Annotated in this window: 19 protein-coding genes; 15 read left to right on the top strand and 4 right to left on the bottom strand. The window is 63.4% G+C overall.

The annotated features are described in order from the left end of the window. Positions 1-63: 63 nt before the first annotated feature. The 10 genes from B0G73_RS15035 (at position 64) to B0G73_RS14990 (ending at position 14,202) form a co-directional block, all read left to right on the top strand. Entirely contained in the window at positions 64-717 is a 654-nt protein-coding gene (locus B0G73_RS15035) for a DUF502 domain-containing protein (protein ID WP_012431717.1), read from the top strand. Positions 718-780: 63 nt separating this feature from the next. Further along, positions 781-2,580, top strand: a complete 1,800-nt coding sequence (gene aspS, locus B0G73_RS15030) for an aspartate--tRNA ligase (protein WP_106282010.1) — start codon at positions 781-783, stop codon at positions 2,578-2,580. Between the two features lie 180 nt (positions 2,581-2,760). Further along, a complete protein-coding gene (gene nudB / locus B0G73_RS15025; protein WP_106282305.1) occupies positions 2,761-3,276 on the top strand; it encodes a dihydroneopterin triphosphate diphosphatase in 516 nt (171 codons plus the stop codon). Then, entirely contained in the window at positions 3,273-4,532 is a 1,260-nt protein-coding gene (clsB, locus tag B0G73_RS15020; RefSeq protein ID WP_106282008.1) for a cardiolipin synthase ClsB, read from the top strand. Before nudB ends, clsB begins: the two co-directional genes overlap by 4 nt. A gap of 289 nt (positions 4,533-4,821) precedes the next feature. Beyond that, positions 4,822-6,390 carry a tetratricopeptide repeat protein gene (locus B0G73_RS15015; protein WP_258193323.1) on the top strand — a complete coding sequence of 523 codons (1,569 nt, stop codon included), beginning with the start codon at positions 4,822-4,824 and terminating at the stop codon, positions 6,388-6,390. A 434-nt stretch (positions 6,391-6,824) separates the two neighbouring features. After that, on the top strand, positions 6,825-7,424 hold the full coding sequence (locus B0G73_RS15010; RefSeq protein ID WP_106282004.1) for a TetR/AcrR family transcriptional regulator: 600 nt from the start codon (positions 6,825-6,827) through the stop codon (positions 7,422-7,424). Positions 7,425-7,521: 97 nt separating this feature from the next. After that, positions 7,522-9,309: an acyl-CoA dehydrogenase C-terminal domain-containing protein gene (locus tag B0G73_RS15005; RefSeq protein ID WP_106282002.1), complete on the top strand. Its 1,788-nt coding sequence runs from the start codon at positions 7,522-7,524 to the stop codon at positions 9,307-9,309. Between the two features lie 127 nt (positions 9,310-9,436). Then, positions 9,437-11,872 carry a 3-hydroxyacyl-CoA dehydrogenase/enoyl-CoA hydratase family protein gene (locus tag B0G73_RS15000; RefSeq protein WP_106282000.1) on the top strand — a complete coding sequence of 812 codons (2,436 nt, stop codon included), beginning with the start codon at positions 9,437-9,439 and terminating at the stop codon, positions 11,870-11,872. 241 nt (positions 11,873-12,113) lie between these two features. Next, positions 12,114-13,313 carry an acetyl-CoA C-acyltransferase gene (locus B0G73_RS14995; protein WP_106281998.1) on the top strand — a complete coding sequence of 400 codons (1,200 nt, stop codon included), beginning with the start codon at positions 12,114-12,116 and terminating at the stop codon, positions 13,311-13,313. A 118-nt stretch (positions 13,314-13,431) separates the two neighbouring features. Next, positions 13,432-14,202, top strand: a complete 771-nt coding sequence (locus B0G73_RS14990; RefSeq protein WP_106281996.1) for an enoyl-CoA hydratase — start codon at positions 13,432-13,434, stop codon at positions 14,200-14,202. A gap of 131 nt (positions 14,203-14,333) precedes the next feature. On the opposite strand, the gene fdhD is transcribed toward B0G73_RS14990, so the two are convergent. After that, entirely contained in the window at positions 14,334-15,173 is an 840-nt protein-coding gene (fdhD, locus tag B0G73_RS14985; RefSeq protein WP_106281995.1) for a formate dehydrogenase accessory sulfurtransferase FdhD, read from the bottom strand. A gap of 147 nt (positions 15,174-15,320) precedes the next feature. Here fdhD and B0G73_RS14980 point away from each other — a divergent pair, with 147 nt between their 5' ends. Both B0G73_RS14980 and B0G73_RS14975 read left to right on the top strand, forming a co-directional pair. Continuing rightward, on the top strand, positions 15,321-15,797 hold the full coding sequence (locus B0G73_RS14980) for a nitrate reductase associated protein (RefSeq protein WP_106281993.1): 477 nt from the start codon (positions 15,321-15,323) through the stop codon (positions 15,795-15,797). A 159-nt stretch (positions 15,798-15,956) separates the two neighbouring features. Further along, positions 15,957-19,067: an EAL domain-containing protein gene (locus tag B0G73_RS14975; protein WP_106281991.1), complete on the top strand. Its 3,111-nt coding sequence runs from the start codon at positions 15,957-15,959 to the stop codon at positions 19,065-19,067. 19 nt (positions 19,068-19,086) lie between these two features. Here the strand turns inward: B0G73_RS14975 and B0G73_RS14970 are convergent, their stop codons facing one another. Beyond that, entirely contained in the window at positions 19,087-19,701 is a 615-nt protein-coding gene (locus B0G73_RS14970; RefSeq protein WP_106281989.1) for a glutathione S-transferase N-terminal domain-containing protein, read from the bottom strand. 160 nt (positions 19,702-19,861) lie between these two features. Here B0G73_RS14970 and B0G73_RS14965 point away from each other — a divergent pair, with 160 nt between their 5' ends. Together B0G73_RS14965 and B0G73_RS14960 are read left to right on the top strand one after the other, a co-directional pair. Further along, the gene (locus B0G73_RS14965; protein ID WP_106281987.1) at positions 19,862-20,794 is read left to right on the top strand and encodes a LysR substrate-binding domain-containing protein; all 933 of its coding nucleotides are present in this window, start codon (positions 19,862-19,864) and stop codon (positions 20,792-20,794) included. Between the two features lie 193 nt (positions 20,795-20,987). After that, positions 20,988-21,323, top strand: coding sequence for a DUF4148 domain-containing protein (locus B0G73_RS14960; protein WP_106281985.1), 336 nt, complete (start codon positions 20,988-20,990; stop codon positions 21,321-21,323). 69 nt (positions 21,324-21,392) lie between these two features. Here the strand turns inward: B0G73_RS14960 and B0G73_RS14955 are convergent, their stop codons facing one another. Beyond that, the gene (locus B0G73_RS14955; RefSeq protein WP_106281983.1) at positions 21,393-21,788 is read right to left on the bottom strand and encodes an acyl-CoA thioesterase; all 396 of its coding nucleotides are present in this window, start codon (positions 21,786-21,788) and stop codon (positions 21,393-21,395) included. A 284-nt stretch (positions 21,789-22,072) separates the two neighbouring features. Here B0G73_RS14955 and B0G73_RS14950 point away from each other — a divergent pair, with 284 nt between their 5' ends. Continuing rightward, the gene (locus B0G73_RS14950; RefSeq protein WP_106281981.1) at positions 22,073-23,962 is read left to right on the top strand and encodes an ABC transporter ATP-binding protein/permease; all 1,890 of its coding nucleotides are present in this window, start codon (positions 22,073-22,075) and stop codon (positions 23,960-23,962) included. A 92-nt stretch (positions 23,963-24,054) separates the two neighbouring features. Here B0G73_RS14950 and murU read toward each other — a convergent pair whose 3' ends face one another. Continuing rightward, positions 24,055-24,783, bottom strand: a complete 729-nt coding sequence (gene murU, locus B0G73_RS14945) for an N-acetylmuramate alpha-1-phosphate uridylyltransferase MurU (protein WP_106281979.1) — start codon at positions 24,781-24,783, stop codon at positions 24,055-24,057. Positions 24,784-24,786 lie beyond the last annotated feature (3 nt).

Here is a 24,786-nt window from a genome sequence, read left to right as displayed (position 1 = left end):
CCTCCGGGGCGGCGCACACGCCGCGCCTTGGGCTTCGGCCCGCGCGGCTTTCTGGCGGTACACATGACGACGAAAAAAACGACACTCAAATCGGTGTTCCTGACTGGCCTGCTGGTGCTGGTGCCTCTGGCCATCACACTGTGGGTGCTCGGACTGATCATCGGCACGATGGACCAGACGCTGCTTCTGCTGCCGCGCGCGTGGCAGCCGGAGCGCCTGTTCGGCTTTCGCCTGCCCGGCCTCGGTGCAGTGCTCACGCTCGCCTTCATCTTTGTCGTTGGACTGTTGACGCAAAACTTCATTGGGCAGAAGCTCGTGAAGTGGTGGGAAGTCGTGGTCGCTCACATTCCGGTGGTCGGCCCGATCTACACCAGCGTCAAGCAGGTGTCCGATACCCTGCTGTCGAGCAGCGGCAACGCGTTTCGCAAGGCGCTCCTGATCGAGTACCCGCGCCGCGGCTCCTATACGATTGCGTTTCTGACCGGCATTCCGGGCGGCGACGTCATCAACCACCTGAAAGAAGATCACGTCAGCGTGTATGTGCCGACTACGCCGAATCCAACCTCCGGCTTCTTCCTGATGGTGCCCAAGAGCGAAGTGATCGAGCTCGACATGACGGTCGACGCTGCGCTCAAGTACATCGTCTCGATGGGCGTCGTGGCGCCGTCCGCGCCCCCGGCGCCGGTGCGCCGCACGACAGTCGAGCCTCCGCTGTAACGCGGCGCGTAGCGTTTCCATGCCACGCGCCGTTCAACCAATGCAAAACGAAAGACAAACATCATGTCGATGAGATCTCAATACTGCGGTCTGGTGACCGAAGAACTGCTGGGCCAATCCGTCTCGCTGTGCGGCTGGGTGAGTCGCCGCCGCGACCATGGCGGCGTCATCTTCATCGACCTGCGCGATCGCGAAGGCCTCGTCCAGGTCGTCTGCGACCCGGACCGCGCGGAGATGTTCAAGGCGGCCGAAGGCGTGCGCAACGAGTTCTGCCTGCAGATCAAGGGCGTGGTTCGCGGCCGTCCGGAAGGCACCACGAACGCCGCGCTCAAGAGCGGCAAGATCGAAGTGCTGTGCCACGAGCTGATCGTGCTGAACCCGTCGATCACGCCGCCGTTCCAGCTCGACGACGACAACCTGTCGGAAACCACGCGTCTCACGCATCGCGTGCTGGACCTGCGCCGTCCGCAGATGCAGCACAACCTGCGTCTGCGCTACCGCGTCGCGATCGAGGCGCGCAAGTACCTCGACTCGCTCGGCTTCATCGACATCGAAACGCCGATGCTGACCAAGAGCACGCCGGAAGGCGCGCGCGACTACCTCGTGCCGTCGCGTACGAACCCGGGCCAGTTCTTCGCGCTGCCGCAATCGCCGCAACTGTTCAAGCAGCTGCTGATGGTGGCGAACTTCGATCGCTACTACCAGATCGTCAAGTGCTTCCGCGACGAAGACCTGCGCGCCGACCGTCAGCCAGAATTCACGCAGATCGACTGCGAAACCTCGTTCCTGTCGGAACAGGAAATTCGCGATCTGTTCGAAGACATGATCCGTCATGTGTTCAAGGAAACGATCGGCGTCACGCTGGACGAGAAATTCCCGGTCATGCTGTATTCGGAAGCCATGCGCCGTTTCGGTTCGGACAAGCCGGATCTGCGCGTGAAGCTCGAATTCACCGACCTGACCGATGCGGTCCGCGACGTCGACTTCAAGGTGTTCAGCACGCCGGCCAACACGAAAGACGGCCGTGTCGCGGCGATTCGCGTGCCGAAGGGCGGCGAACTCTCGCGTGGCGACATCGACAGCTACACGGAATTCGTGCGCATCTATGGCGCGAAGGGCCTCGCATGGATCAAGGTCAACGAAGTCGCGAAGGGCCGTGACGGTCTGCAAAGCCCGATCGTCAAGAACCTGCACGACGAAGCGGTCAAGGCGATCATCGAGCGCACCGGCGCGCAAGACGGCGACATCATTTTCTTCGCGGCGGATCGCGCGAAGGTGGTGAACGACAGCCTTGGCGCACTGCGTCTGAAGATCGGCCATTCGGAATTCGGCAAGGCCAATGGTCTCGTCGAGAGCGGTTGGAAGCCGTTGTGGGTGGTCGACTTCCCGATGTTCGAATACGACGAGGAAGACAACCGCTACGTCGCCGCGCATCACCCGTTCACGAGCCCGAAAGACGAGCACCTCGAGTATCTGGAAACGGATCCGGCGCGCTGCCTTGCGAAGGCCTACGACATGGTGCTGAACGGCTGGGAAATCGGCGGCGGTTCGGTGCGTATCCACCGTGAAGAAGTGCAGAGCAAGGTGTTCCGCGCGCTGAAGATCAACGCGGAGGAAGCGCAAGCCAAGTTCGGCTTCCTGCTCGACGCGCTGCAATACGGCGCGCCCCCGCATGGTGGTATCGCATTCGGTCTGGACCGCATCGTTACGATGATGGCCGGCGCCGACTCGATCCGCGACGTGATCGCGTTCCCGAAGACGCAGCGCGCGCAGTGTCTGCTCACGCAGGCGCCGAGCGAAGTGGACGAGCGCCAGTTGCGTGAACTGCACATCCGTCTGCGTCAGCCGGAACCGAAGGTGTAATGGCTTGAGTCCAGTCAGTGCTGTCTGAAAACGACAGCCGGCGCAACGGAAAAGGCGTGATCACCATGTGTGATGCGCCTTTTTCGTTTTTTGCGTTACAGTCGATGCAACTGCGTTCGACCGCTTCCTGGTCCGATCTCCGACATGTACCGCGCAAGCATTGCGCACAGTTTTCACGCCATGCCGAAACCGCCGAAGATTCCGCAATCCGTACTCGTCATCATCCATACGCCCGCGCTCGACGTGCTGCTGATCGAGCGTGCCGATCACGCCGGGTTCTGGCAGTCGGTCACGGGCTCCAAAGACCGGCTCGATGAGCCGCTCGCCGAGACGGCGGCGCGCGAAGTCGCCGAAGAGACCGGCATTGTGGTGGGCGGTGCGCAAGTGCCGCACAACGCATTGTTCGACTGGCAATATTCGATCGAATACGAGATCTACCCGGAGTTCCGCCATCGCTATGCCGAAGGCGTGATCCATAACACCGAGCATTGGTTCAGCTTGCAGGTGCCCGAGCAACTCGAGGTCACGCTCGCGCCGCGCGAGCACACCGCGTTTCTGTGGCTGCCGTATGACGAGGCGGCGTCGCGCTGTTTTTCGTCGTCGAATGCCGATGCGATCCTGCAGTTGCCTAAAAGGTTGCATGAGCGGCTCAGTGGGCGTGCTGTCGTTGGGCATCCCACGGAGCGTGGCCGGTGAGCGTCGGCGGCGCGCGCCGCTTCGCCCGACTGCGGCAATCGCTGCTCGGTCGCCGCTACTGGCAGCGTTACCGCTTCACCAGCGGCAACGACGTCAAGCTGCTGCGTTCCGGCGACGAGTTCTTCAGCGCTCTGATCGCGCGCGTGGATGCCGCGCAGAGCGACGTGGTGCTCGAAACTTATATCTTCTGCCATGACGACGCCGGGAAGGCGGTGAGCGCGGCGCTGCTGCGTGCGGCCGCGCGTGGCGTGAAGGTGCGCGTGATCACCGACGGCATCGGCACCGCGCGTTTGCCGCTGTTCGACGAGTGGTCCGTCGCCGGCATCGAGCATCGCATCTACAACCCGCATCTGTTCGGCCGCTTCGGCTTTTCACGCACGCATCGCAAACTGGCGGTGATCGACGATCAGTTCGCGTACTGCGGCGGGATCAATATCGTCGACGACTACGAGAACAATGGTGAGAAGCTGCCGTACCGGCGCTGGGACTTCGCGGTCGAATTGCATGGACCGGTGGTCGCCGATATCCGCCAGGCGTTCGAGGTGCAATGGCGGCGGATTCGGCTCGGGCATCGGCCGATCGAGTCGATGGAGCCGGATCTCGGGCCGAAGACCGCGGCCTCGCTCGGCAGTCTGCGCCGTCGCCGCCGGCGTCGTAACGAGGAATTGTGGGCGGGCGGCCAGCCGTGCGTGGCGTTCGTCGCGCGCGACAACCTGATCAACCGGCGTGCTATCGAGAAAGCGTATCTGGTCGCGATTGGCCAGGCGCGCAACGAAGTGCTGCTCGCCAATCCGTATTTCATGCCCGGCCGCAAGCTGCGGCGCGCGCTGGTGTTCGCGGCGCGACGCGGCGTCGTCGTGAAGCTGATTATCGGGCGCAAAGAATTCAAGGCGCTCGATTACGCGGTGCCGTTTCTGTATCGCGCGCTGCTCAGGGCCGGCGTGCAGATCGCCGAGTACGAGAAAACGCTGCTGCATGGCAAGGTCGCGGTGGTGGATTCGAACTGGGCAACGGTCGGCTCGTCGAACCTCGACGCGCTGAGCCTGATGCTCAACAACGAAGCCAATGTGGTGCTGGTGAACGACCCGTCGATCGACGCACTGCGCGAAGCGATCCTCGTCGCCTTCAAGGACTCGCGCCGTATCGACGAAGCGCGCTACGACGCCCGGCCGGCGGGCGAACGCGCGCTCAACTGGCTTGCCTACACGACCTATCGGGCCGTGATGAAGGTGCTGACGGTGGGCGGGTACGACTGACTCGCGGCGATGCGCTTGTGAACGACACCGGTGAACCCGCCACGCCTTGTTTTGCCTTGCATGACCGCATGACCGCATGACCGCATGACCGCATGACGGGCCGCGTTTCGGATTGATCCTAGAGACGCCGCACACCTCGCTAAAGATAATCTGCGCTCTTCATAAATCGAGCGGTCGGGGCGTGCGCTAGCGCCAGTCGGACCGTCTCCTTCGTCAAGCCTCGCCGCCGTTTCGACTGCGCGTTCACGGCAAGCGGATCGGCTGCGCCATGGATACCCATTCGCGAACCATGTCCGTTCCCACTTCCTCCAGATCGATCGAGCATGCCAGTCTTCACGACGAGGCCGTGCAGGCCTATCAGGCCGGTCGTCATGACGTCGTGCGGGTGCTCGCCGATCGAATCCTCGCCGAAGACGCGGCGCATGTCGGCGCCATCCATTTGCGGGGCTTACTCGCACTGGCAGCGGGCGATGCACAAGACGCGCAGCGCTGGCTCGAACGCGCGATCGGCATCCGCCCGGAGCCGATTCTGTTCAACACGCTCTACGCCATTCACCTGGAGCTTGGAGACCTTGCCGGCGCTGTGCAAAGTATCCGGCAGGGCCTCGCGATTCAGCCGGACTTCGTCGCGTTCCACTACAACCTTGCGTTGACGCTGCAACATCTTGGCCAGATCGAGGACGCCGCCATCGGCTATCGACGCACGCTCGAACTCGATCCGGACCACTCGGCGGCGCATAACAATCTCGGCCGTGTCTGCGCGGACCTCGGCGCAATGCACGAGGCCGAGCGTCACTATCGGCGCGCTATGGAATTGGCGCCCGGCAACCTCGTCGCGCGTAACAATCTGGCCATGGCGCTGCTTGCGACCGGTCGCTACGAAGAAGCCTGGCCATATTTCGAGGACCGCTGGGTCAGTTTCAAGCAGTCCGATGGCCGGCCCGCGCCGGTGCCGGTAGAAGTGCCGCTGCCGCGCTGGCGGGGCGAGGGCGCCTCTACTGCTTCAGGCCCACCAACGACGCAGACATCGACGCAACGCCTTCTCGTGCTTCACGAGCAAGGTCTTGGCGACAGCTTGCAGTTCGTGCGCTATCTTGCGCTGGCACTCAAGCTTTTTGCCCGGGTCGGCTACGTCTGCCCGCCACAGTTGCGCCGCCTCTACGAACAGTCATTGTGTTCACGCTGGCCGAGGCTTGAGTTGCTCGACGCCGTGCCGCCCGAACTGTCCAGTTGGGATCAATACATTCCGCTGATGTCGCTGCCGATGGCGTTCGCCACGCAAGTGGCCACGATCCCGGCCGAGCTTCCCTATCTGCATGCGGACGCCGAATTCGCCGCCGCGTGGCGTACGCGGCTCGAAGCGCTGCCGGCGCCGCATCTGCCGCGCGTCGGCATGGTTTGGGCGGGCGGGCATTCGGGCATCGCCGTGGATCGCCTGCGCAGTCTTGCCGCCGCGCAAATCGCGCCGTTGCTGGGGTTCCCTTACGTGCGCTGGATCAGCCTGCAAAAGACCGACGATCCCGCCAAACTTCCAGACACCGCAAGCAACGCGCAGTTGATCGACTGGACAGACGAAATCGCGAACTTCGCGGACACCGCGGCATTGATCGACAACCTCGACCTGGTGATTTCCGTCGATACCTCGGTCGCCCATCTTGCCGCGGCGATGGGCAAGCCGGTCTGGCTGCTCAACCGTTTCGCGGGCTGCTGGCGCTGGCTGTATGGCCGGGACGACAGCCCGTGGTATCCCGGATTGCGTCTTTTCACGCAGACGCGGCGCGGCGATTGGAGTGACGTGCTGGAACGGGTCGCCGCAGCGTTGAAGCAGACCTTCGCGGCGCAGGACGCTACGCCCTGACGCGCACCTTTTCCTCCCGCACATTCCCACCATGTCAGCCTGACCGGGTTGCCGCCATGGCGGCAACCCCTTGTCGGGCCTGCGTGTCCCGGGACCGCCGAGGGCCGTTTCAGCCCGTGCTCGACAGCGCCGCCGCATCATTCCCAATACCCGCGATACGCCAAACGCTTCTGCATTCGCACCGACTTGCTGCATCATGTCGGCCCGGCTGCGTGGGTCAGAGAAAGCGTGTACTTGGACGAGCGAGCTCTCTCAAAGACAAACTTAAGGCAAACGCCTCTAAAAAATCTCATTCCTCTGATTGACGGATGCCGCAGAATTGAAACCAGGTTAGAAACCGGTTTCTAATAAAGTCCTTGTTTCGCGGACGGCAGCACTCAATAATAGTACGTCCGTTCGATTTTCTTTCGGTCACATTAGAACGGTAAAAAGCTATGCGAAAAGGCGAACAGACGCGAGCCGCAATTCTCGATGCAGCACTTGACCTGGCAAGCCGCGACGGACTGGAAGGTCTGACCATCGGGCTGCTGGCCGAGCGCATGCAGATGAGCAAAAGCGGGGTGTTCGCGCATTTCGGGTCGCGCGAGGATTTGCAGGTCGAGGTCGTGCGCGAATATCACCGTCGTTTCGAAGACGAGGTGTTTTTCCCGAGTTTGCGCGAGCCGCGTGGATTGCCGCGCTTGCGCGCGATGATTTCCCGCTGGATCGAGAAACGCATTCAGGAAGTCACCACCGGCTGCATCTACATCAGCGGCGCCGTCGAATACGACGATCGCGCGGATAACCCGGTGCGTGAGCAACTGGTGTCGAGCGTGACGGTCTGGCGTGCCGCGCTCACGCGGGCGATTTCGCAGGCAATGGAAGAAGGGCATCTGCGTGCCGACACCGATCCGCAACTGATGCTGTTCGAACTGTACAGCTTCACGCTCGGTCTGCATCACGACGCGCGCTTCCTGCACTTGCCGGATGCGGTGCGTCTCACGTGGGCCGCGCTGGAAAAATTGATTGTTTCGTATCAAAGCGAAAGCCGTTAGCAGCGTCGCCGCCAATCCGGCGGATTCAGCGGCGCAGAAAGTTCCGATCCACGGACTCAGCTAACGGCCTGGCTTCTTGTCAAACTTGGAGAGAGTCATGGGACAGTACGCCGCGCCGCTGCGCGACATGCAATTCGTGTTGCACGAACTGCTCAACGTCGAAGCCGAAATCAAGCAGATGCCGAAGCACGCGGATCTCGATACCGACACGATCAACGCGGTGCTGGAAGAGGCCGGCAAGTTCTGCTCCGAAGTATTGTTCCCGCTTAATCACAGCGGCGATCAGGAAGGCTGCACCTATGTCGGCGACGGCGTCGTGACCACGCCGAAGGGCTTCAAGGAAGCCTACGCACAATACGTCGAGGCCGGTTGGCCCGCGCTGGGCTGCGATCCGGAATACGGCGGCCAGGGCCTGCCCGCGTTCGTCAACAACGCGCTGTATGAAATGCTGAACTCGGCGAATCAGGCGTGGACTATGTACCCGGGGCTCTCGCACGGCGCGTACGAATGTCTGCATGCACATGGCACGCCGGAGTTGCAGCAACGCTATCTGCCGAAGCTGGTCGCGGGCGTCTGGACCGGCACGATGTGTCTGACGGAGCCGCATTGCGGCACCGACCTCGGCATTCTGCGCACCAAGGCCGAACCGAACAGCGACGGCTCTTACGCGATCAGCGGCACGAAGATTTTCATCTCCAGCGGTGAACACGATCTCGCGGAGAACATCGTTCACCTGGTGCTCGCGCGTCTGCCGGATGCGCCCAAGGGCACCAAGGGCATTTCGCTGTTCATCGTGCCGAAGTTCGTGCCGAACGAAGCGGGCGAACCGGGCGAGCGCAACGGCGTGAAGTGCGGCTCCATCGAACACAAGATGGGCATTCACGGCAACGCGACCTGCGTGATCAATCTCGACAACGCCAAGGGTTGGCTCGTCGGCGAGCCGAACAAAGGCTTGAACGCGATGTTCGTGATGATGAACGCCGCACGTCTGGGCGTCGGCATGCAGAGCCTGGGCCTGACCGAAATCGGTTACCAGAACTCGTTGACGTACGCGAAAGAGCGTCTGCAGATGCGTTCGCTGACCGGCCCGAAGGCGCCGGAAAAGGCGGCTGATCCGATCATCGTGCATCCGGATGTGCGCCGCATGCTGCTCACGCAGAAGGCCTACGCCGAAGCCGCGCGCGCGTTCTCGTACTGGTCGGCGCTGCATATCGACAAGGAACTGTCGCACGCTGATGAATCCGTGCGCAAGGAAGCCGCCGACCTCGTCGCGCTGCTCACGCCGATCCTGAAAGCGTTCCTGTCGGACAACGCGTTCGAGAGCACCAACCACGCCATGCAGATCTACGGCGGCCACGGCTTCATCGCCGAGTGGGGCATGGAACAGTACGTGCGCGACGCGCGCATCAACATGATCTACGAAGGCACCAACGCGATTCAGGCGCTCGACCTGCTCGGCCGCAAGATTCTCGGCGACATGGGCGCGAAGATGAAGAAGTTCGGCAAGCTGGTGTCCGATTTCGTCGAAGCCGAAGGCGTGAAGCCGGAAATGCAGGAGTTCATCAACCCGCTCGCCGACATCGGCGAGAAGGTGCAGAAGCTGACCATGGAAATCGGCATGAAGGCCATGCAGAACCCGGACGAAGTCGGCGCCGCCGCCGTGCCGTATCTGCGCACCGTCGGCCACCTGGTGTTCTCGTACTTCTGGGCCCGCATGGCACGCGTTGCGCTGGACAAGGAAGCTTCGGGCGATCCGTTCTACAAGGCCAAGCTCGCCACGGCGCGCTTCTACTTCGCGAAGCTGTTGCCGGAAACGGCGATGACGATCCGTCAGGCGCGCGCGGGTTCGAAGTCGCTGATGGACGTCGAAGAAGCGCTGTTCTAAGCCCCGCCTTCAGGCAAACATCAAGGCAGGCGCCGCGCGTGTCGAACCCGCGGCGCCTCCCGTCAGCCACACATCGCGAAGCGTCCATGAAGCTTCGCGACATCGCATAACTCCCCGGAGGAACGACGTGAGCAATCTGATCATTCGCAAGGTCGCCGTACTCGGCGCCGGCGTGATGGGCGCGCAGATCGCCGCGCACCTGATCAACGCCAAGGTGCCCGTGCTGCTGTTCGACTTGCCCGCCAAGGAAGGCCCGAAGAACGCGATCGCGCTGAAGGCGATCGAGAACCTGAAGAAGCTGTCGCCGGCGCCGTTCGGCGTGAAGGACGACGCGCAATACATCCAGCCCGCAAATTACGACGACGACATCGAAAAGCTCGCCGAATGCGATCTCGTGATCGAAGCGATTGCCGAGCGCATGGACTGGAAGCACGACCTGTACAAGAAGGTCGCGCCGCATCTCGCGCCGAACGCGATTTTCGCGACCAACACGTCGGGTCTGTCGATCACCGCGCTGTCTGAGGGTTTCTCGGATGAACTGAAGGCGCGCTTCTGCGGCGTGCACTTCTTCAACCCGCCGCGCTACATGCACCTGGTCGAGTTGATCCCGACCGCGACCACGCGCCCGGAAATCCTCGATCAACTCGAGTCGTTCCTGACGAGCGTGGTCGGCAAGGGCGTCGTGCGTGCGAAAGACACGCCGAACTTCATCGCCAATCGCGTGGGGATTTTCTCGATCCTCGCCGTCGTGACCGAAGCCGCGAAATACGGCCTGCGTTTCGACGAAGTGGACGACCTGACCGGCGCGCGTCTGGGCCGTGCAAAGTCGGCCACGTTCCGTACCGCCGATGTGGTCGGTCTGGACACGATGGCGCACGTCATCAAGACGATGCAGGACACGCTGAAGGACGACCCGTTCTTTCCGGTCTACGAAACGCCGGCAGTGCTGGCTGAACTCGTAAAGAAGGGCGCGCTGGGTCAGAAGACCGGCGGCGGCTTCTACAAGAAAGAAGGCAAGGCGATCAAGGTGCTCGACGCGAAAACCGGCGAGTACGTCGACGGCGGCGCGAAGGCGGACGAACTGGTCGGCCGCATTCTGAAGCGCCCGCCGGCGGAGCGTCTGAAGCTGCTGCGCGAATCGCAGCATCCGCAGGCGCAGTTCCTGTGGGCAATTTTCCGCGACGTGTACCACTACATCGGCGTGCACCTGGAATCGATCGCGGATAACGCGCGCGACGTCGATCTGGCGATCCGTTGGGGCTTCGGCTGGAACGAAGGTCCGTTCGAAGGCTGGCAGACGGCCGGCTGGAAACAGGTCGCCGAATGGGTGCAGGAAGATATCGCGGCCGGTAAGGCGCTCTCGAACGTGCCGCTGCCGTCGTGGGTGCTCGAAGGGCCGGTCGCCGAGCAGGGCGGCGTGCATACGAACGAAGGTTCGTGGTCGCCGGCTTCGAAGACCTTCGTGCCGCGCTCGTCGCTGTCGGTGTATGACAAGCAGGTGTTCCGTGCGCCGCTGGTCGGCGAAACCAGGGCTGATCCTAAGACCTACGGCAAGACGCTGTTCGAAACCGACGCGGTGCGTGCATGGGTCGACGACCGCGCGGGCGAGAACGATGTCCTGATCGTGTCGTTCAAGAGCAAGATGAATACGATAGGACCGTCGGTGATCGACGGTCTCACGCAAGCGATCGAGCTGGCCGAGAAGGACTACAAGGGTCTGGTGGTGTGGCAGCCGACGTCGCTGAAACTCGGCACGCCGGGTGGCCCGTTCTCCGCCGGCGCCAACCTCGAAGAAGCCATGCCGGCGTTCATGATGGGCGGCGCGAAGGGCATCGAGCCGTTCGTGAAGAAATTCCAGCAAGGCATGCTGCGCGTGAAGTACGCGAGCGTGCCGGTTATCTCGGCCGTGTCGGGCATCGCGCTCGGCGGTGGCTGCGAACTGGCGCTGCACAGCGCGAAGCGGGTCGCGCACATCGAAAGCTATTTCGGTCTGGTGGAAGTCGGCGTCGGTCTCGTGCCGGCTGGCGGCGGCCTGAAGGAAGCGGCGCTGCGCGCGGCGGAAGCGGCGACGCAGGTGGGTGCAACCAACGATCTGTTGAAGTTCGTGCAGAAGTCGTTCGAAAACGCGGCGATGGCGAAGGTTTCGGCCTCCGCGCTCGACGCCCGCGCGATGGGCTACCTGAAGCCGTCGGACACCATCGTCTTCAACGTGTTCGAACTGCTCGACGTGGCGAAGAAGGAAGCGCGCGCGTTGTCGTCGGCGGGTTATCGTCCGCCGCTGCGCGTCACGCAAGTGCCGGTGGCCGGGCGTTCGGCGATCGCGACCATCAAGGCGTCGCTCGTCAACATGCGCGATGGCCGATTCATCAGCGAGCACGATTTCCTGATCGCGAGCCGTATCGCGGAAGCGGTGTGTGGCGGTGATGTGGAAGCGGGCAGTCTGGTCGATGAAGAATGGCTGCTGCAACTCGAGCGTCGTGCGTTCGTCGATCTGCTCGGCACGCAAAAGACGCAGGAACGGATCATGGGCATGCTGCAGACCGGCAAGCCGGTGCGCAACTAAGCGACGAGCCCGCAGTATGTGCTTGGGGAGGGAGTAAGTGCTAAAGCGCTAACTCCCGCCGACCGCGATGAGACTGCATGGGACAGCAGTAAGCGCTAAAGCGCTAACTGCCGTCGACCGCGATGAGACTGCATGGGACCAGAGTAAGCGCTAAAGCGCTAACTCTGGTCGACCGCGATGAGACTGCATGGGACCAGAGTAAGCGCTAAAGCGCTAACTCTGGTCGACAAAGGAGATTCAAATGGCAAAGCAATTGCAAGACGCATACATCGTCGCCGCGAGCCGCACGCCGATCGGCAAGGCGCCGCGTGGGATGTTCAAGAACACGCGCCCCGACGAACTGCTGGTGCACGCGCTCAAGTCGGCCGTGGCGCAAGTGCCCGGCCTCGATACGAAAGTGATCGAGGACGCGATCATCGGCTGTGCGATTCCGGAAGCGGAACAAGGCCTGAACGTCGCGCGTATGGGCGCGCTGCTGGCCGGCCTGCCGAATAGCGTCGGCGGCGTGACGGTGAACCGCTTCTGCGCATCGGGGCTGACCGCGCTCGCCATGGCCGCCGACCGCATCCGCGTCGGCGAGTCGGACGCAATGATCGCGGGCGGCTGCGAATCCATGAGCATGGTGCCGATGATGGGCAACAAGCCGTCCATGTCGCCGCATATCTTCGATCGCAATGAAGACATCGGCATCGCCTACGGTATGGGCCTGACGGCGGAGAAGGTCGCCGAACGCTGGAAGATCAGCCGCGAAGCGCAAGACGCGTTTTCGGTGGAATCGCATCGCCGCGCCATCGCCGCGCAGCAAGCCGGCGAGTTCAACGATGAAATCGCTGCGTACACCATCACTGAGCGCTTCCCCGATCTCGCCACCGGCGAAGTCCGCGTGAAGACCCGCGAAGTGTCGCTCGACGAAGGTCCGCGCGCGGAAACATCGCTCGAAGGTCTCGCCAAGCTGCGCGCGGTGTTCGCCAACAAGGGTTCGGTGACGGCGGGCAACAGCTCGCAGACCTCGGACGGCGCGGGCGCGCTGATCGTGGTGTCGGAAAAGATGCTGAAGGAATTCAACCTCACGCCGCTTGCGCGTTTCGTCAGCTTTGCCGTGCGCGGCGTGCCGCCGGAAATCATGGGCATCGGTCCGAAGGAAGCGATTCCGGCCGCGCTGAAAGCCGCCGGCCTGAAGATCGACGACCTCGACTGGATCGAGTTGAACGAAGCATTCGCCGCGCAATCGCTGGCGGTGATTCAGGACCTCGGTCTCGATCCGGCGAAGATCAACCCGCTCGGCGGCGCGATCGCCCTCGGCCACCCGCTGGGTGCGACGGGCGCGATTCGTGCGTCGACCGTGGTGCATGGCTTGCGCCGTCGTAACTACAAGTACGGCATGGTGACGATGTGCGTCGGCACGGGCATGGGCGCGGCGGGCATCATCGAGCGCCTGTGAGCATGTTCACCCCGATGTTCGCTTCGGTCCTCGCGCGTACGCGTTGAGGACCACAGAACGGTTCGCAGGCCATCCGGCTTGCGAACCGTTCTTACATTCTCAGCAGGAGTACGAGGAGATGACGATGGATATTCTGGTCGAGCGCGCCGACGGCGTGCTGACGATGGCCTTCAACCGGCCCGACAAGAAAAACGCGATTACGGCCGCCATGTATCAGACGATGGCCGACGCGCTGGTCGAAGCGCAAGGCGACGCCGCCGTGCGGGCGATCCTGATTCGCGGCAGCGCCGGCATTTTCAGCGCCGGCAACGATCTCGACGATTTCATGAAGACGCCGCCGATGGGCGAACACGCGCCGGTGTTCCAGTTCCTGCGCGCGATCAGCTCGGCGGAGAAGCCGGTGGTGGCGTCGGTGGTGGGCCCGGCGGTCGGCATCGGCACGACCCTGCTGCTGCATTGCGACCTGGTCTACGCAGCCGATACCGCGAGCTTCTCGCTGCCGTTCACGCAACTCGGTTTGTGTCCGGAAGCGGCGTCGAGTCTGCTGTTGCAGCGCGCGGCCGGCTATCAGGCGGCGGCGGAGAAACTGTTGCTCGGCGAAGCGTTCGACGCCGCCGAGGCACAACGCATGGGTTTCGTGAATCGCGTGCTGCCCGCCGCCGAAGTCGATGCGTTCGCCGCTTCGCAGGCCGCGAAGCTGGCGGCGTTGCCGGCTTCGTCGCTGCGCGTGACGAAGAGCTTGATGAAGCGCGCGAGCTACCAGGAACTGCAAACGCAGATGTCCGAAGAAGCCGTGCATTTCGGCAAGATGCTGCTCGCGCCCGAAGCACGTGAGGCGTTCAAGGCGTTCTTCGAGAAACGCAAGCCGGACTTCCGGCAATTCGATTGAGCGGCGTGCGGGGTGTTCCAGGCGCTTCCGGCGTGCGAGCGCTCTGGCGCCGAGGGAATTGCCCACTCGCAACTTCAGGCATTAGCGCGTTGGGATGTTCGCGCGCCTGAATGCTCAGGCGCGTTGGCCACTCAAGGCTGCGTCGACTGCAACGTATCGTAGTCAACGTAGCTTGTCTCGCGGCAGAAGCTCACCAGCCGCACGCCCGCCTTGCGCGCAATCGTAATCGCCAGCGACGACGGCGCCGAGATCGTGGCGACCATCGGCACGTCGACGCGCGCGGCCTTGCGCACCAGCTCGTAGCTCGCGCGGCTCGACAGAAACACAAAACCCTCCTTGGTATCCACGCGGTCGAGCACCAACTGGCCAATCAGCTTGTCGAGCGCATTGTGGCGGCCGACGTCCTCGAACGCGTAGCGGATCGCGCCCGCGGCGTCGCACCACGCGGCGGCATGCAGGCCGCCGGTCAGCCGCGTCAACGCCTGATGTTCGGGCAAATCGCGGGCGGCGCGCGCGATCGCATCCGGCGCGAGACGTTGCAGAAAGCCGGTATCCGGCACACGCTCCGGCTGCAGATCCAGCAAATCGATGCTTTCGATGCCGCAAACACCGCATCCGGTGCGCCCGGCGAGCGCGCGGCGCTTCTCCTTCAGCGCGACGAAGGCCTGTTGCACCACTTGCAACTGCACTTCGGCATGCGGCAATTCGCCGTCGTCATGCAGTTCGACCTCGATGTCCTGAATGTCGCTGCCACGCTCCACGATCCCTTCCGAAATCGCGAATCCAACCGCGAACGCTTCCAGATCGCGCGGCGTGCACATCATCACCGCATGCGAAATGCCGTTGAAGACGAGCGCGACCGGCCATTCCTGACCGACATGGTCGATGACGGTTTCGACCGCCGCGCCGCGATGCCGATGCACCTGGCGCTCTACCGCGCCCGGCTGCCCGGCTGTTTCCAGTTCGTTCAAGCTAGTTCACTCCTTTGTCATGCCATGCGCGCGAGCGGTTGACGGCCCGGCAGGGTGCCGCCAGCCATGCCGCCGTCGCGCGAATAAGGTTCTAAAATACCCCAAGCTGGGCTTGCGTGTTGCCGGCCATCCAGGAGGGACTCAATCATGGGACTCAACGAAGCACCGCTTCTGTTCAACTTCGAGGTCGCGTCTTCGGAGAATTTCACTTACATCCCGATGTCCGTGCGCTTCAATCTCGACCGGTTCGGGCTGCGCATTTCGCTCGATCAATGGCAGACGCTGCCGCTCGAAGACCGCAAGCTGCTGGCGCGTTTCCCGGTCGAGGAAGACGCGGAAATCGAGCCGAATTTCGATCATGCCCTGTTCGAAATGCTGCGCACCCACGCGAACATCGAGCCGGAGTGGTTCACGCCCGAGGAAGCGCCGGCCTGGCGCCGCACCGACAGCGTGCCGGACGGCATCGCGCATCAGGCGCAACTGGCCGGTCTCGCCGCGCCGGGCGTCGCCCAGTGGGCCGAACTTGATCCGTTCAAGCGCTACGTGCTCGCCAAGCTGTCGCGCAAGCCGGAGGCCAACCACGACTTCGTCCCGGCCATGAAGGAGTTCGGTACGGCCGGCTAGGTACGGCCCGCCAGGTTTTTTTCACTCACTACCCTCAATCTGTTCCGAACCCTGCCGTTATCCATGGGTTGGCGCGTAAAGAAACTCGTATCGATGCGGCCCGACGCATCGGCCGCGACCGCGCGCTCCCGCCCGCAGAACGATTGACGTTCGGAACCCATGACTCCTTTTCTATCGAAGCGGCTGCTGATCAATCTGGCGGTCGTTGCCGCGGCGATCGGCGCGAACGCGTTCGTCGCCTATACGCAGATTTGCGGCCAACGCGACGTTGACGCGCGCATGCTGCGTTCGACGAGCGTGCGCCAGAACCTCGACGCCTACCACACGGCGCTCGACGGCGGGCTGGCCGCGCTCGGCCGCTTCGAGGCGTCGGGCGAGTCGGCGCCGACCAGCGCGGCCGCCGCCATGGCGACGACGCTCGCGGGTCTGGAGCGCGACCTGCGCAATGAACTGGCCGGCGAACCCGCCATGCTCGGCGCGCTCGCAAAGCTGAGCGCGGACAGCCACGCGCTGCAACACGACATCGACGACGCGCTGCTCCGGAGCGCCAGTGCCGGCCCGGACGCCTCGCGCGCGTGGGCGGCCTCGACCTATACCCATCTCGGGCTCGGCCTGGATCGCGTCGAAGCCGGCCTCGCGACACTGCGCAGCGCGGAGAACCGCGCGTTGCAGGCGTCGCTCGCGGCATCGGCGAGCGAAACGCAGCGGGCGATGTTCCTGCTGATCGTGACCATGCTGGGCGGCAGCGTGCTGCTGATCTTCACGTTCGGCGCGCGCGAAAACAGCGCCCGCGAGAAGCTGCGCAGCGTGCGCGCGCTCGGCCGCCACGACGAACGCTTTCGCGGCCTGTTCGACGACCATCCGGTGCCGATGTATATCTTCGATCGCGAGACGCTGCGCTTTCTCGCCGTCAACGCGGCCGCGATCCAGCAATACGGCTACACCGAAAGCGAATTTCTCGGCATGACCGTTCGCGCGATCCGCCCGAGCGGCGAAATCTCGCGCCTCGAAACGCATATGCAGCGCAGCGACGCGGGCCAGCACGGCCGCACCATGGCGGGCATCTGGCATCACCGGCGCAAGGACGGCTCGACGATCAGCGCTGACATTTCGTATCACGCGCTGAACTTCATGGGCCGCGCCGCGTTCTTCGTGCTCGCCGACGACGTTACCGACCAGATCAACGCCGAAGCCGAAGCGCAGCGTTCGAACCAGATGCTCGAAGCGGTGATCGACAATATTCCGCAGCGCATTTTCTGGAAGGACATGCAGTCGCGCTATCTCGGCTGCAACATGGCGTTCGCGCGCGATGCCGGGCTCGCGTATCCGGAGCAGGTCGTCGGCAAGAGCGACGCCGACATGCCGTGGCGCGACTTCTCGACGCTGCTGAGCGACCACGACAAGGAGGTCGTGAGCACCGGCGTGCCGAAGATGAACTTCGAGCTCGATCTGGTGATCGACGGCGTGCACCGCACGACCGTCACGAGCAAGCTGCCGTTCACCGACGGCGACGGCCGCGTGATCGGCGTGCTCGGTTCCTACACGGACATCACCGAGCGCAAACGCGCCGATCTTGCCTTGCGCCTGCAAAGCCGCGCGCTCGATGCCAGCGTCAACGCGATTCTGATCACCGCGCCGTCGCCGACCGGCAATCTGATCGAATACGTGAATCCGGCGTTCATGCGCATTACCGGCTACGATCCGGCCGAGGTGATCGGCCACGATTGCCGCGTCCTGCAACGCGACGACCGCGACCAGGAGGGCGTCGCGCTGATCCGTCAGGCGCTCGCGGCGAACCGCGAAGTCAGCGCGGTGGTGCGCAACTATCGCAAGGATGGCGCGCTGTTCTGGAATCAGCTCTTCATCGCGCCGGTGCCGAATCAGGACGGCATGATCACGCATCACATCGGCGTGATCAACGACGTGACCGATCTGATGCGCTATCAGGAACAGCTCGAATATCAGGCCAACTACGACAGCCTCACGCGGCTGCCGAACCGCAACCTGCTGCGCGACCGCTTGCAGCATGCGCTGATCGTCGCGCAACGGCATCACAAGGGCGTCGCAGTCGTGTTCATGGATCTGGACGGCTTCAAGAACGTCAACGACAGTCTCGGCCACAGCGTCGGCGACCGGCTGCTCAGCGTGGTCGCCGAGCGCCTCGCGCGCTGCACGCGCACGAGCGATACGGTGGCGCGGCACGGCGGCGACGAGTTCGTCATCGTGATGACCGACACCGTCGACGAACAGTCGCTGATCGCCTGGATGGAGCGCGTGCGCGCGTCGATCTCCGAGCCGGTCTGGCTCGACGGCACCGAACTGTATGTGGGTTGCAGCATGGGCGCGAGCCTGTTCCCGCAAGACGGCGAAGACGCCGAGACGCTGATGAAGAAAGCCGACGTCGCGATGTACCGCGCCAAGGACATGGGTCGCAACACGTTCCAGTTCTATCAGCCGGAGATGAACGCGAGCGCGGGCGCGCGCCTGAATCTCGAACGGCGTCTGCGCCGCGCGTTGCGTGACAACGAGTTCCTGTTGCATTACCAGCCGCAAGTGGATATTGAGAGTGGCCAGATCGTCGGCACCGAGGCGCTGGTGCGCTGGCGCGATCCGGAAGTCGGACTGGTGCCGCCGTCGTCGTTCATTCCGGTTGCGGAAGAAAGCGGGCTGATCGGGCCGCTCTCGGAATGGGTGCTGCGCGAAGCGTGCCGCCAGAACAAGGCCTGGCAGGACGAAGGCTTGCCGGCGGCGCGTGTGTCGGTGAATCTGTCGGCGCGCGTGTTCCAGCAGCGCGACATCGCCAAGCTGGTCATGCAGGTGCTGGCCGAGACCGGTCTCGAGCCGCGATACCTCGAACTCGAACTGACCGAAAGCACCATCATGCGCAATGCGGAAGAAGCGGTGTCGATGCTCAACGAACTGCACGCGCTCGGCATCGGTCTTGCCATCGACGACTTCGGCACCGGCTATTCGAGCCTCAGCTATCTGAAGCGCTTCCCGGTGGACCGCCTGAAGATCGACCGCTCATTCGTCTCCGACATCGGCGTGTCCGCCGACGACGAGACGATCACCTCGGCGATCATCGCGCTTGCGCATTCGCTGAAGTTGCAGGTGATCGCCGAAGGCGTGGAGACGTCCGCGCAACTCGACTTCCTCAAAGAGCGCGCGTGCGATGAGATGCAGGGGTTCTACTTCGCGAAGCCCTTATCGACGGACGCGATTTCCGAACTGCTGCAAGGTGGCGTGGGGCGCGAGCTGGCGATGGTTTGAGCCGTTCGCGCCGCAGTGCTCACTGCGCCGGCGTGCTGACGAAAACCGGCAGACCTTCAGCCAGTTCGGAGAATGACTGCAGGAACGGATGCGCCGTCTTGCTGACCGTCCCCGGCAGCATCATCTGCGTGAAGTGCCAGGCGACCGCCACGGTGACGTCGGCGGCGTCGAACTGATCGGTTTCGATGGGCAGCGCCGCTGCCGCAAGCTCGCGTTCGAGTTCGGCGTAAGCGGCGAACAACTGCGTGCTCACGCGATTCAGCCACGGCTCATGCTGCTTTTCCGCCGGCCGCAGATTGCGTTCGTAGACGATCTGCACGGTCTTCTCGCACGCGGCGAGCGCAAGGCCGGTGAGGCGGGCGGCGCGCAAGGCGGCGTCGGGACGCGTCGGGAAAAGCCGCTGATTCGGCCCGGCGAGCGTGGCGAGGTACTGGAGAATCACCGTCGAGTCCATCACGGTCTGGCCGTTGTCGGCGATCAGCGTGGGCGCCTTGACAACGGGATTAATTTTCGCGAACTGGTCGTAGGTGCTGAACACCGAGATCGACTCGTGCTCGAATTCGAGCTTCAACAATTTGAGACAGATAGCGACCCGGCGTACGTAGGGCGAATCCAGCATTCCGATCAGTTTCATCTCATTCCCGTTAGAACATCTATCATGGCGCGCCCGAACTCCTCATGGCCGTGCAGCTCCGCTTCGGGCCTGGGCCTGGGCACATCGAACCGATAGGTTAAGCATCTCCGCGGCGCAAAAAAAGCGACAATTAACGACGATTTGCGTCAGAATTTCTTACATGAAACCGATCCCGCCTTTGACCGCGCTGCGCTGCTTCGAGGCTGTCGCCCGTTTGGGCGGCGTGACGCAGGCCGCGCGCGAATTGCATGTCACGCACTCGGCGGTGAGTCAGCAGATCAAGGTGCTGGAAGATTCGATGGGCGTCGCGCTGTTCATGCGGGAGGCGCGTGGGCTGCGGTTGACCGAGGAGGGGCGGCTTTACGCGCTCGACATCCGCATGGCGTTGCGCGACATCAGCCATGCGACGCGCCGCGCGCAGGCGCGCCCGCACGAAAGCGAACTGGTGATCAGCACCTTGCCGTCGTTCGCGCAGCATTGGCTCGTGCCGCGTCTCGCCAGCTTTCGCGACGCGCATCCGCACTACCGGATTCGCCTGCAGACGAGCTTGCAGGTCGAGGATTTCCGCCAGGGCGCGAGCGATATCGGCATCCGCATGGGACAGGGGCATTGGCCCGACGTCGCGCAACAGAAGCTGTTCGACGACGAGATGGTCGTGGTGGCCGCGCCGCATTTCACGCTAGCGCCGCATGGCCGCTTGCCTTTGAGCGCAGCGGAAGTGCTGGCCTGTCCGCTGATCTCGAGTCCCGATACGCCGTGGCACGACTGGTGTCAGATGGCGCAGGTGGCGAAGCCGGCCGAGGGAGCGGTGGTGCTGTCGGCGAACGACTCGAATATCGTGATCGGCGCCGTGCTGCAGGGCCAGGGCGTCGCGCTCGAGCGGCGCAGCCTGGTTGCGCATGCGCTGGCGCGCGGCGAACTGGTGCAGATCACCGATATCCGCGTGCCGTACCGTTATCCCTATTGGCTGGTCTGGCCGCAACGCGAAATGCTCAATGCCTCGCAGGCGCATTTTGCTCAGTGGATCGAAGGGCAGGTCGATACCTATCTGCGCAGCAGCGGCGCGCCAGCCGCAGCGATTCGTGCGGGTTAGCTCGTATTCATTCGCATAAACCGTTTTGCGCCGGGGTTTGGGTCGGCTATATTCGTGGTTCCCATCTCAGACCGCGCTGGGAACCACGAAGCACGATTCATGTGGCGTTGCGCCCGATTTTCGCTGCTTGCACTGAGTCATGGGCGTTGCGCCGTCGACTATCCCAATCTGATTGATCCGACTGGAGAGAGCAATGACGTCGTCACCTGCAAAGAAACTGTCTGTGTTGCTGGCATCGGTTGTACTGAGCGTGGCTTGCGCCGCGCCGGCGTTCGCGCAAAGCGGCGGCGGTGGCGGTCCGGCGGGGAACGATTCTGACGCGGCGGTTCCGTCGGCCGCATCGAAAGCGGCGCCGTCCACCAAAGCTCAGCGCAAGGCCGAGCGCAAGCAGGCGCGGGCGAAGAAAAACGCCGAGTTGAAGAAGTTGGAGGCCAACGGCTATCAGCCGTCGAGCACCGATCCGAACTATCCGAACGACATTCAGAAAGCGCAGAAGAAGGCGGGAATCGGCCAGGCAGCGAGTCAGTGACCCGGTACTACGGTTAAGAACGAACGAGGCGCCGCGGCGCCTCGTTTTTATTGTGGGCGGTCAGGGCGCTCAGTCCAGCGCCGGCAGCGCGCGCGGACGCCGGTCGCTATCGGTGGCGACGTAGGTTAGCGTCGCTTCGGTGACCTTCACGAGATCTTCTGTCAGGCTCATGCGCTGCGCGTAGACCTCGACCGCCACGGTGACGGACGTGTTGCCCGTCTTGACGATGTCCGCGTAGAAACTCAGCAGATCGCCGACGAACACCGGCTGCTTGAACACGAACGAATTGACCGCAATGGTCGCCACCCGCCCGTTGGCGCGGCGGCTTGCCGGAATCGAGCCGGCAATGTCCACTTGCGCCATGATCCAGCCGCCGAACACGTCGCCGTGGACGTTCGCGTCCGAAGGCTGCGGCACGACGCGCAGCGCGCAGTGCTTTTGCGGGAGTTGAAGAATATCGGTCATTGGGGGCACTCTTGGGAAACGTGTTGGCTCGGTCGCCTCGACCGGCACGCGGGCATTTCACGACAACGGTGTGGCACGCACCGCGCGGCCAACGTGCCGCCCACGGCGGGCCAACCCATGAAAAGCGGCGCCAGCCGGCTTCTGCGACAATAGAAAGATCAGGAATTGTACGGGAAAGCGCCCAGCGAGGTCGCGCGACAAAAAGCAGTGTGCCGGGCAGGCATGCCGCGGTCGGCGCGCCGCTGCGAACTCCGGCATTTCCACACTCTCCCCAGCCGATCCCCATGCGCCGCACGCCCTCGTCCGAACCTTCCCCGATCTCTACCCAGCCGCGCAACGACTGGCAGACGATCCTCTCGCTGCTGCCGTATCTCGCCACGTATAAATGGCGCGTCGGCTTTGCGCTGAGCTGCCTGATCGGCGCGAAGATCGCCAATCTCGGCGTGCCGATCGTGATGAAGCGGATCGTCGACGGGCTCGCCTCGGTGCAGCACCTCACCGCGCTCGGCCGCGCGCACGATTCGCCGGGCATCGTGCTGCTGGGCGGCATCGGCCTGCTGGTGGTCGCGTATGCGGTGGTGCGGTTGTCCACGTCGCTCTTCACCGAACTGCGCGAGATTCTGTTTTCGAAGGTGACCGAAAGCGCGGTGCGACAACTCGCGCTGAAAGTGTTCCGCCATCTGCATGCGCTGTCGTTGCGCTTTCACCTCGAACGGCAGACAGGCGGCATGTCGCGCGATATCGAACGCGGTACGCGCGGCATCACGCAACTGATCTCGTATTCGCTGTACAGCATTCTGCCGACGCTCGTCGAAGTCGGGCTCGTGCTCGGCTTCTTCGTCGTCAAATACGAGGCGTATTACGCGGTGGTCACGTTCATCGCGCTGGCCGTGTATATCGTCTTCACGGTGAAGGTCACGGAGTGGCGCACGCATTTTCGCCGCACCATGAACGATCTCGATTCGAAGGCGAATTCACGCGCGATCGATTCGCTGCTGAACTACGAGACGGTCAAGTACTTCGGCAACGAAGAGTGGGAAGCGAGCCGCTACGACGAAAACCTCAAGCGCTATCGCACGGCGGCGATCAAGTCGCAGCGCTCGCTGTCGGCGCTGAACTTCGGGCAGCAGGCGATCATCGGCACCGGGCTCGTGTTCATTCTGTGGCGCGCCACACAAGGTGTGATGGCCGGGCGTCTCACGCTCGGCGATCTGGTGCTGATCAACACCTTCATGCTGCAGCTTTATATTCCGCTGAATTTTCTCGGCGTGGTGTATCGCGAGTTGAAGCAGAGCCTCACCGATATGGACCGCATGTTCACGCTGCTCGGCGCCGCGCAGGAAGTGCCCGATCTCGAGGGCGCTCCCGCGCTGCGCGTGAGCGGCGCGCAGGTGCGCTTCGAGCGGGTGAACTTCGCGTACGAACCAGCGCGGCAGATTCTGCACGACGTGAGCTTTACGATTCCCGCCGGTACCACGACGGCGGTGGTCGGCCATAGCGGTTCGGGCAAATCGACCCTCGCGCGGTTGATGTTCCGCTTCTACGATCTGGACCGCGCGACGGGCGGCGCGATCACCATCGACGGTCAGGATATTCGCGACGTCGCGCAAGATTCGATGCGCGCGTCGATCGGCATCGTGCCGCAGGATACGGTGCTGTTCAACGATTCGATCTACTACAACATCGCTTACGGCCGGCCCTCCGCGACACGGGACGAAGTGATCGCGGCGGCGCGCGCGGCGCATATTCACGAATTCATCGAAGGGCTGCCGAAGGGCTATGACACGCCGGTCGGCGAGCGCGGCTTGAAGCTGTCCGGCGGTGAAAAGCAGCGCGTGGCGATTGCACGGACCATCCTCAAGAACCCGCCGATCCTGTTGTTCGACGAAGCGACCTCCGCACTCGATTCACGTTCCGAGCGGGCCATTCAGCACGAGCTCGATCAGATCGCCCGCGAGCGCACCACGTTGATCATCGCGCACCGGCTTTCGACAGTGGTGCACGCGCAGCAGATCATCGTGATGGACAAAGGGCGGATCGTCGAGCGTGGCACGCATGCGGAACTGCTGCGCGCGAACGGCCTGTTCGCGCAGATGTGGGCGTTGCAGCAGCAACGCGCGGCGGAAGCGCCGGAGGCAGTGGAAACGGCGGGGGCGGGGGGCGGCGGGCGATAAATTTGCCCGGCGATTTTTTGCGTTGTCTCGCTGCGATGCTGCGCGAAATTCTTGCGCCGAGCGCCGAGCGCCGAACGCCGAACGCCGAACTTCTAGCGCCCGCCGTCGGGCACGCGCAAACGCTGATCCAGTTCACCCAACTGCGCCGGCGTGCCGACGTTCTCCCACAAGCCCTCGTACAACTCGCCGCTCGCGAGACCGCCAGCAATCGTGTCGCGATAGTACGGCGTGAGCGCGCGCCGCGTGCCGAGTGGCAGATCGCGGAACATGCGCGTGTCGTACAGACCGATGTTGCCAAACGTGAAGCGCGGCTGGGCGTCGAGCGAGAGCACGCCGCCGTCCACCAGACCAAAGTCGCCGTTCGGATGAAACGCCGGGTTCGGCACCATCACCAGATGCATGCCCGGCTCGGGCAAGGCCTGCAATCTTTCGGCGTGTGCATTCAGCGTCGCGTAATCGAAGTCGGCGTAGACGTCGCCGCTGACCGCGACGAACACTTCGCTCGCGCCGTGATCTTCGAGCAGCGGCAATGCCTGCACGATGCCGCCCGCGGTCTCCAGCGCCTCGCGTTCCGCCGAATAGCGCAACTGGACTTGCCAGCGTGAACCGTCGCCGAGAGAGGCTTCGATCTGCTCGCCGAGCCATGCGTGGTTGATCACAATGATGCGAAAGCCCGCCTGCGCGAGCCGTTCGATCTGCCACACGATCAGCGGCTTGCCGCCCACGTCGAGCAAAGGCTTGGGGCATGTGTCGGTCAATGGACGCATGCGCTCGCCGCGACCGGCGGCGAAAATCATCGCTTTCTTCAGGGACATCGTCATCGG

This window comes from Paraburkholderia sp. BL25I1N1 (assembly GCF_003002025.1).
In the GTDB taxonomy this organism is placed as follows: domain Bacteria; phylum Pseudomonadota; class Gammaproteobacteria; order Burkholderiales; family Burkholderiaceae; genus Paraburkholderia.
This window is presented reverse-complemented; position numbering and strand designations above follow the sequence as displayed.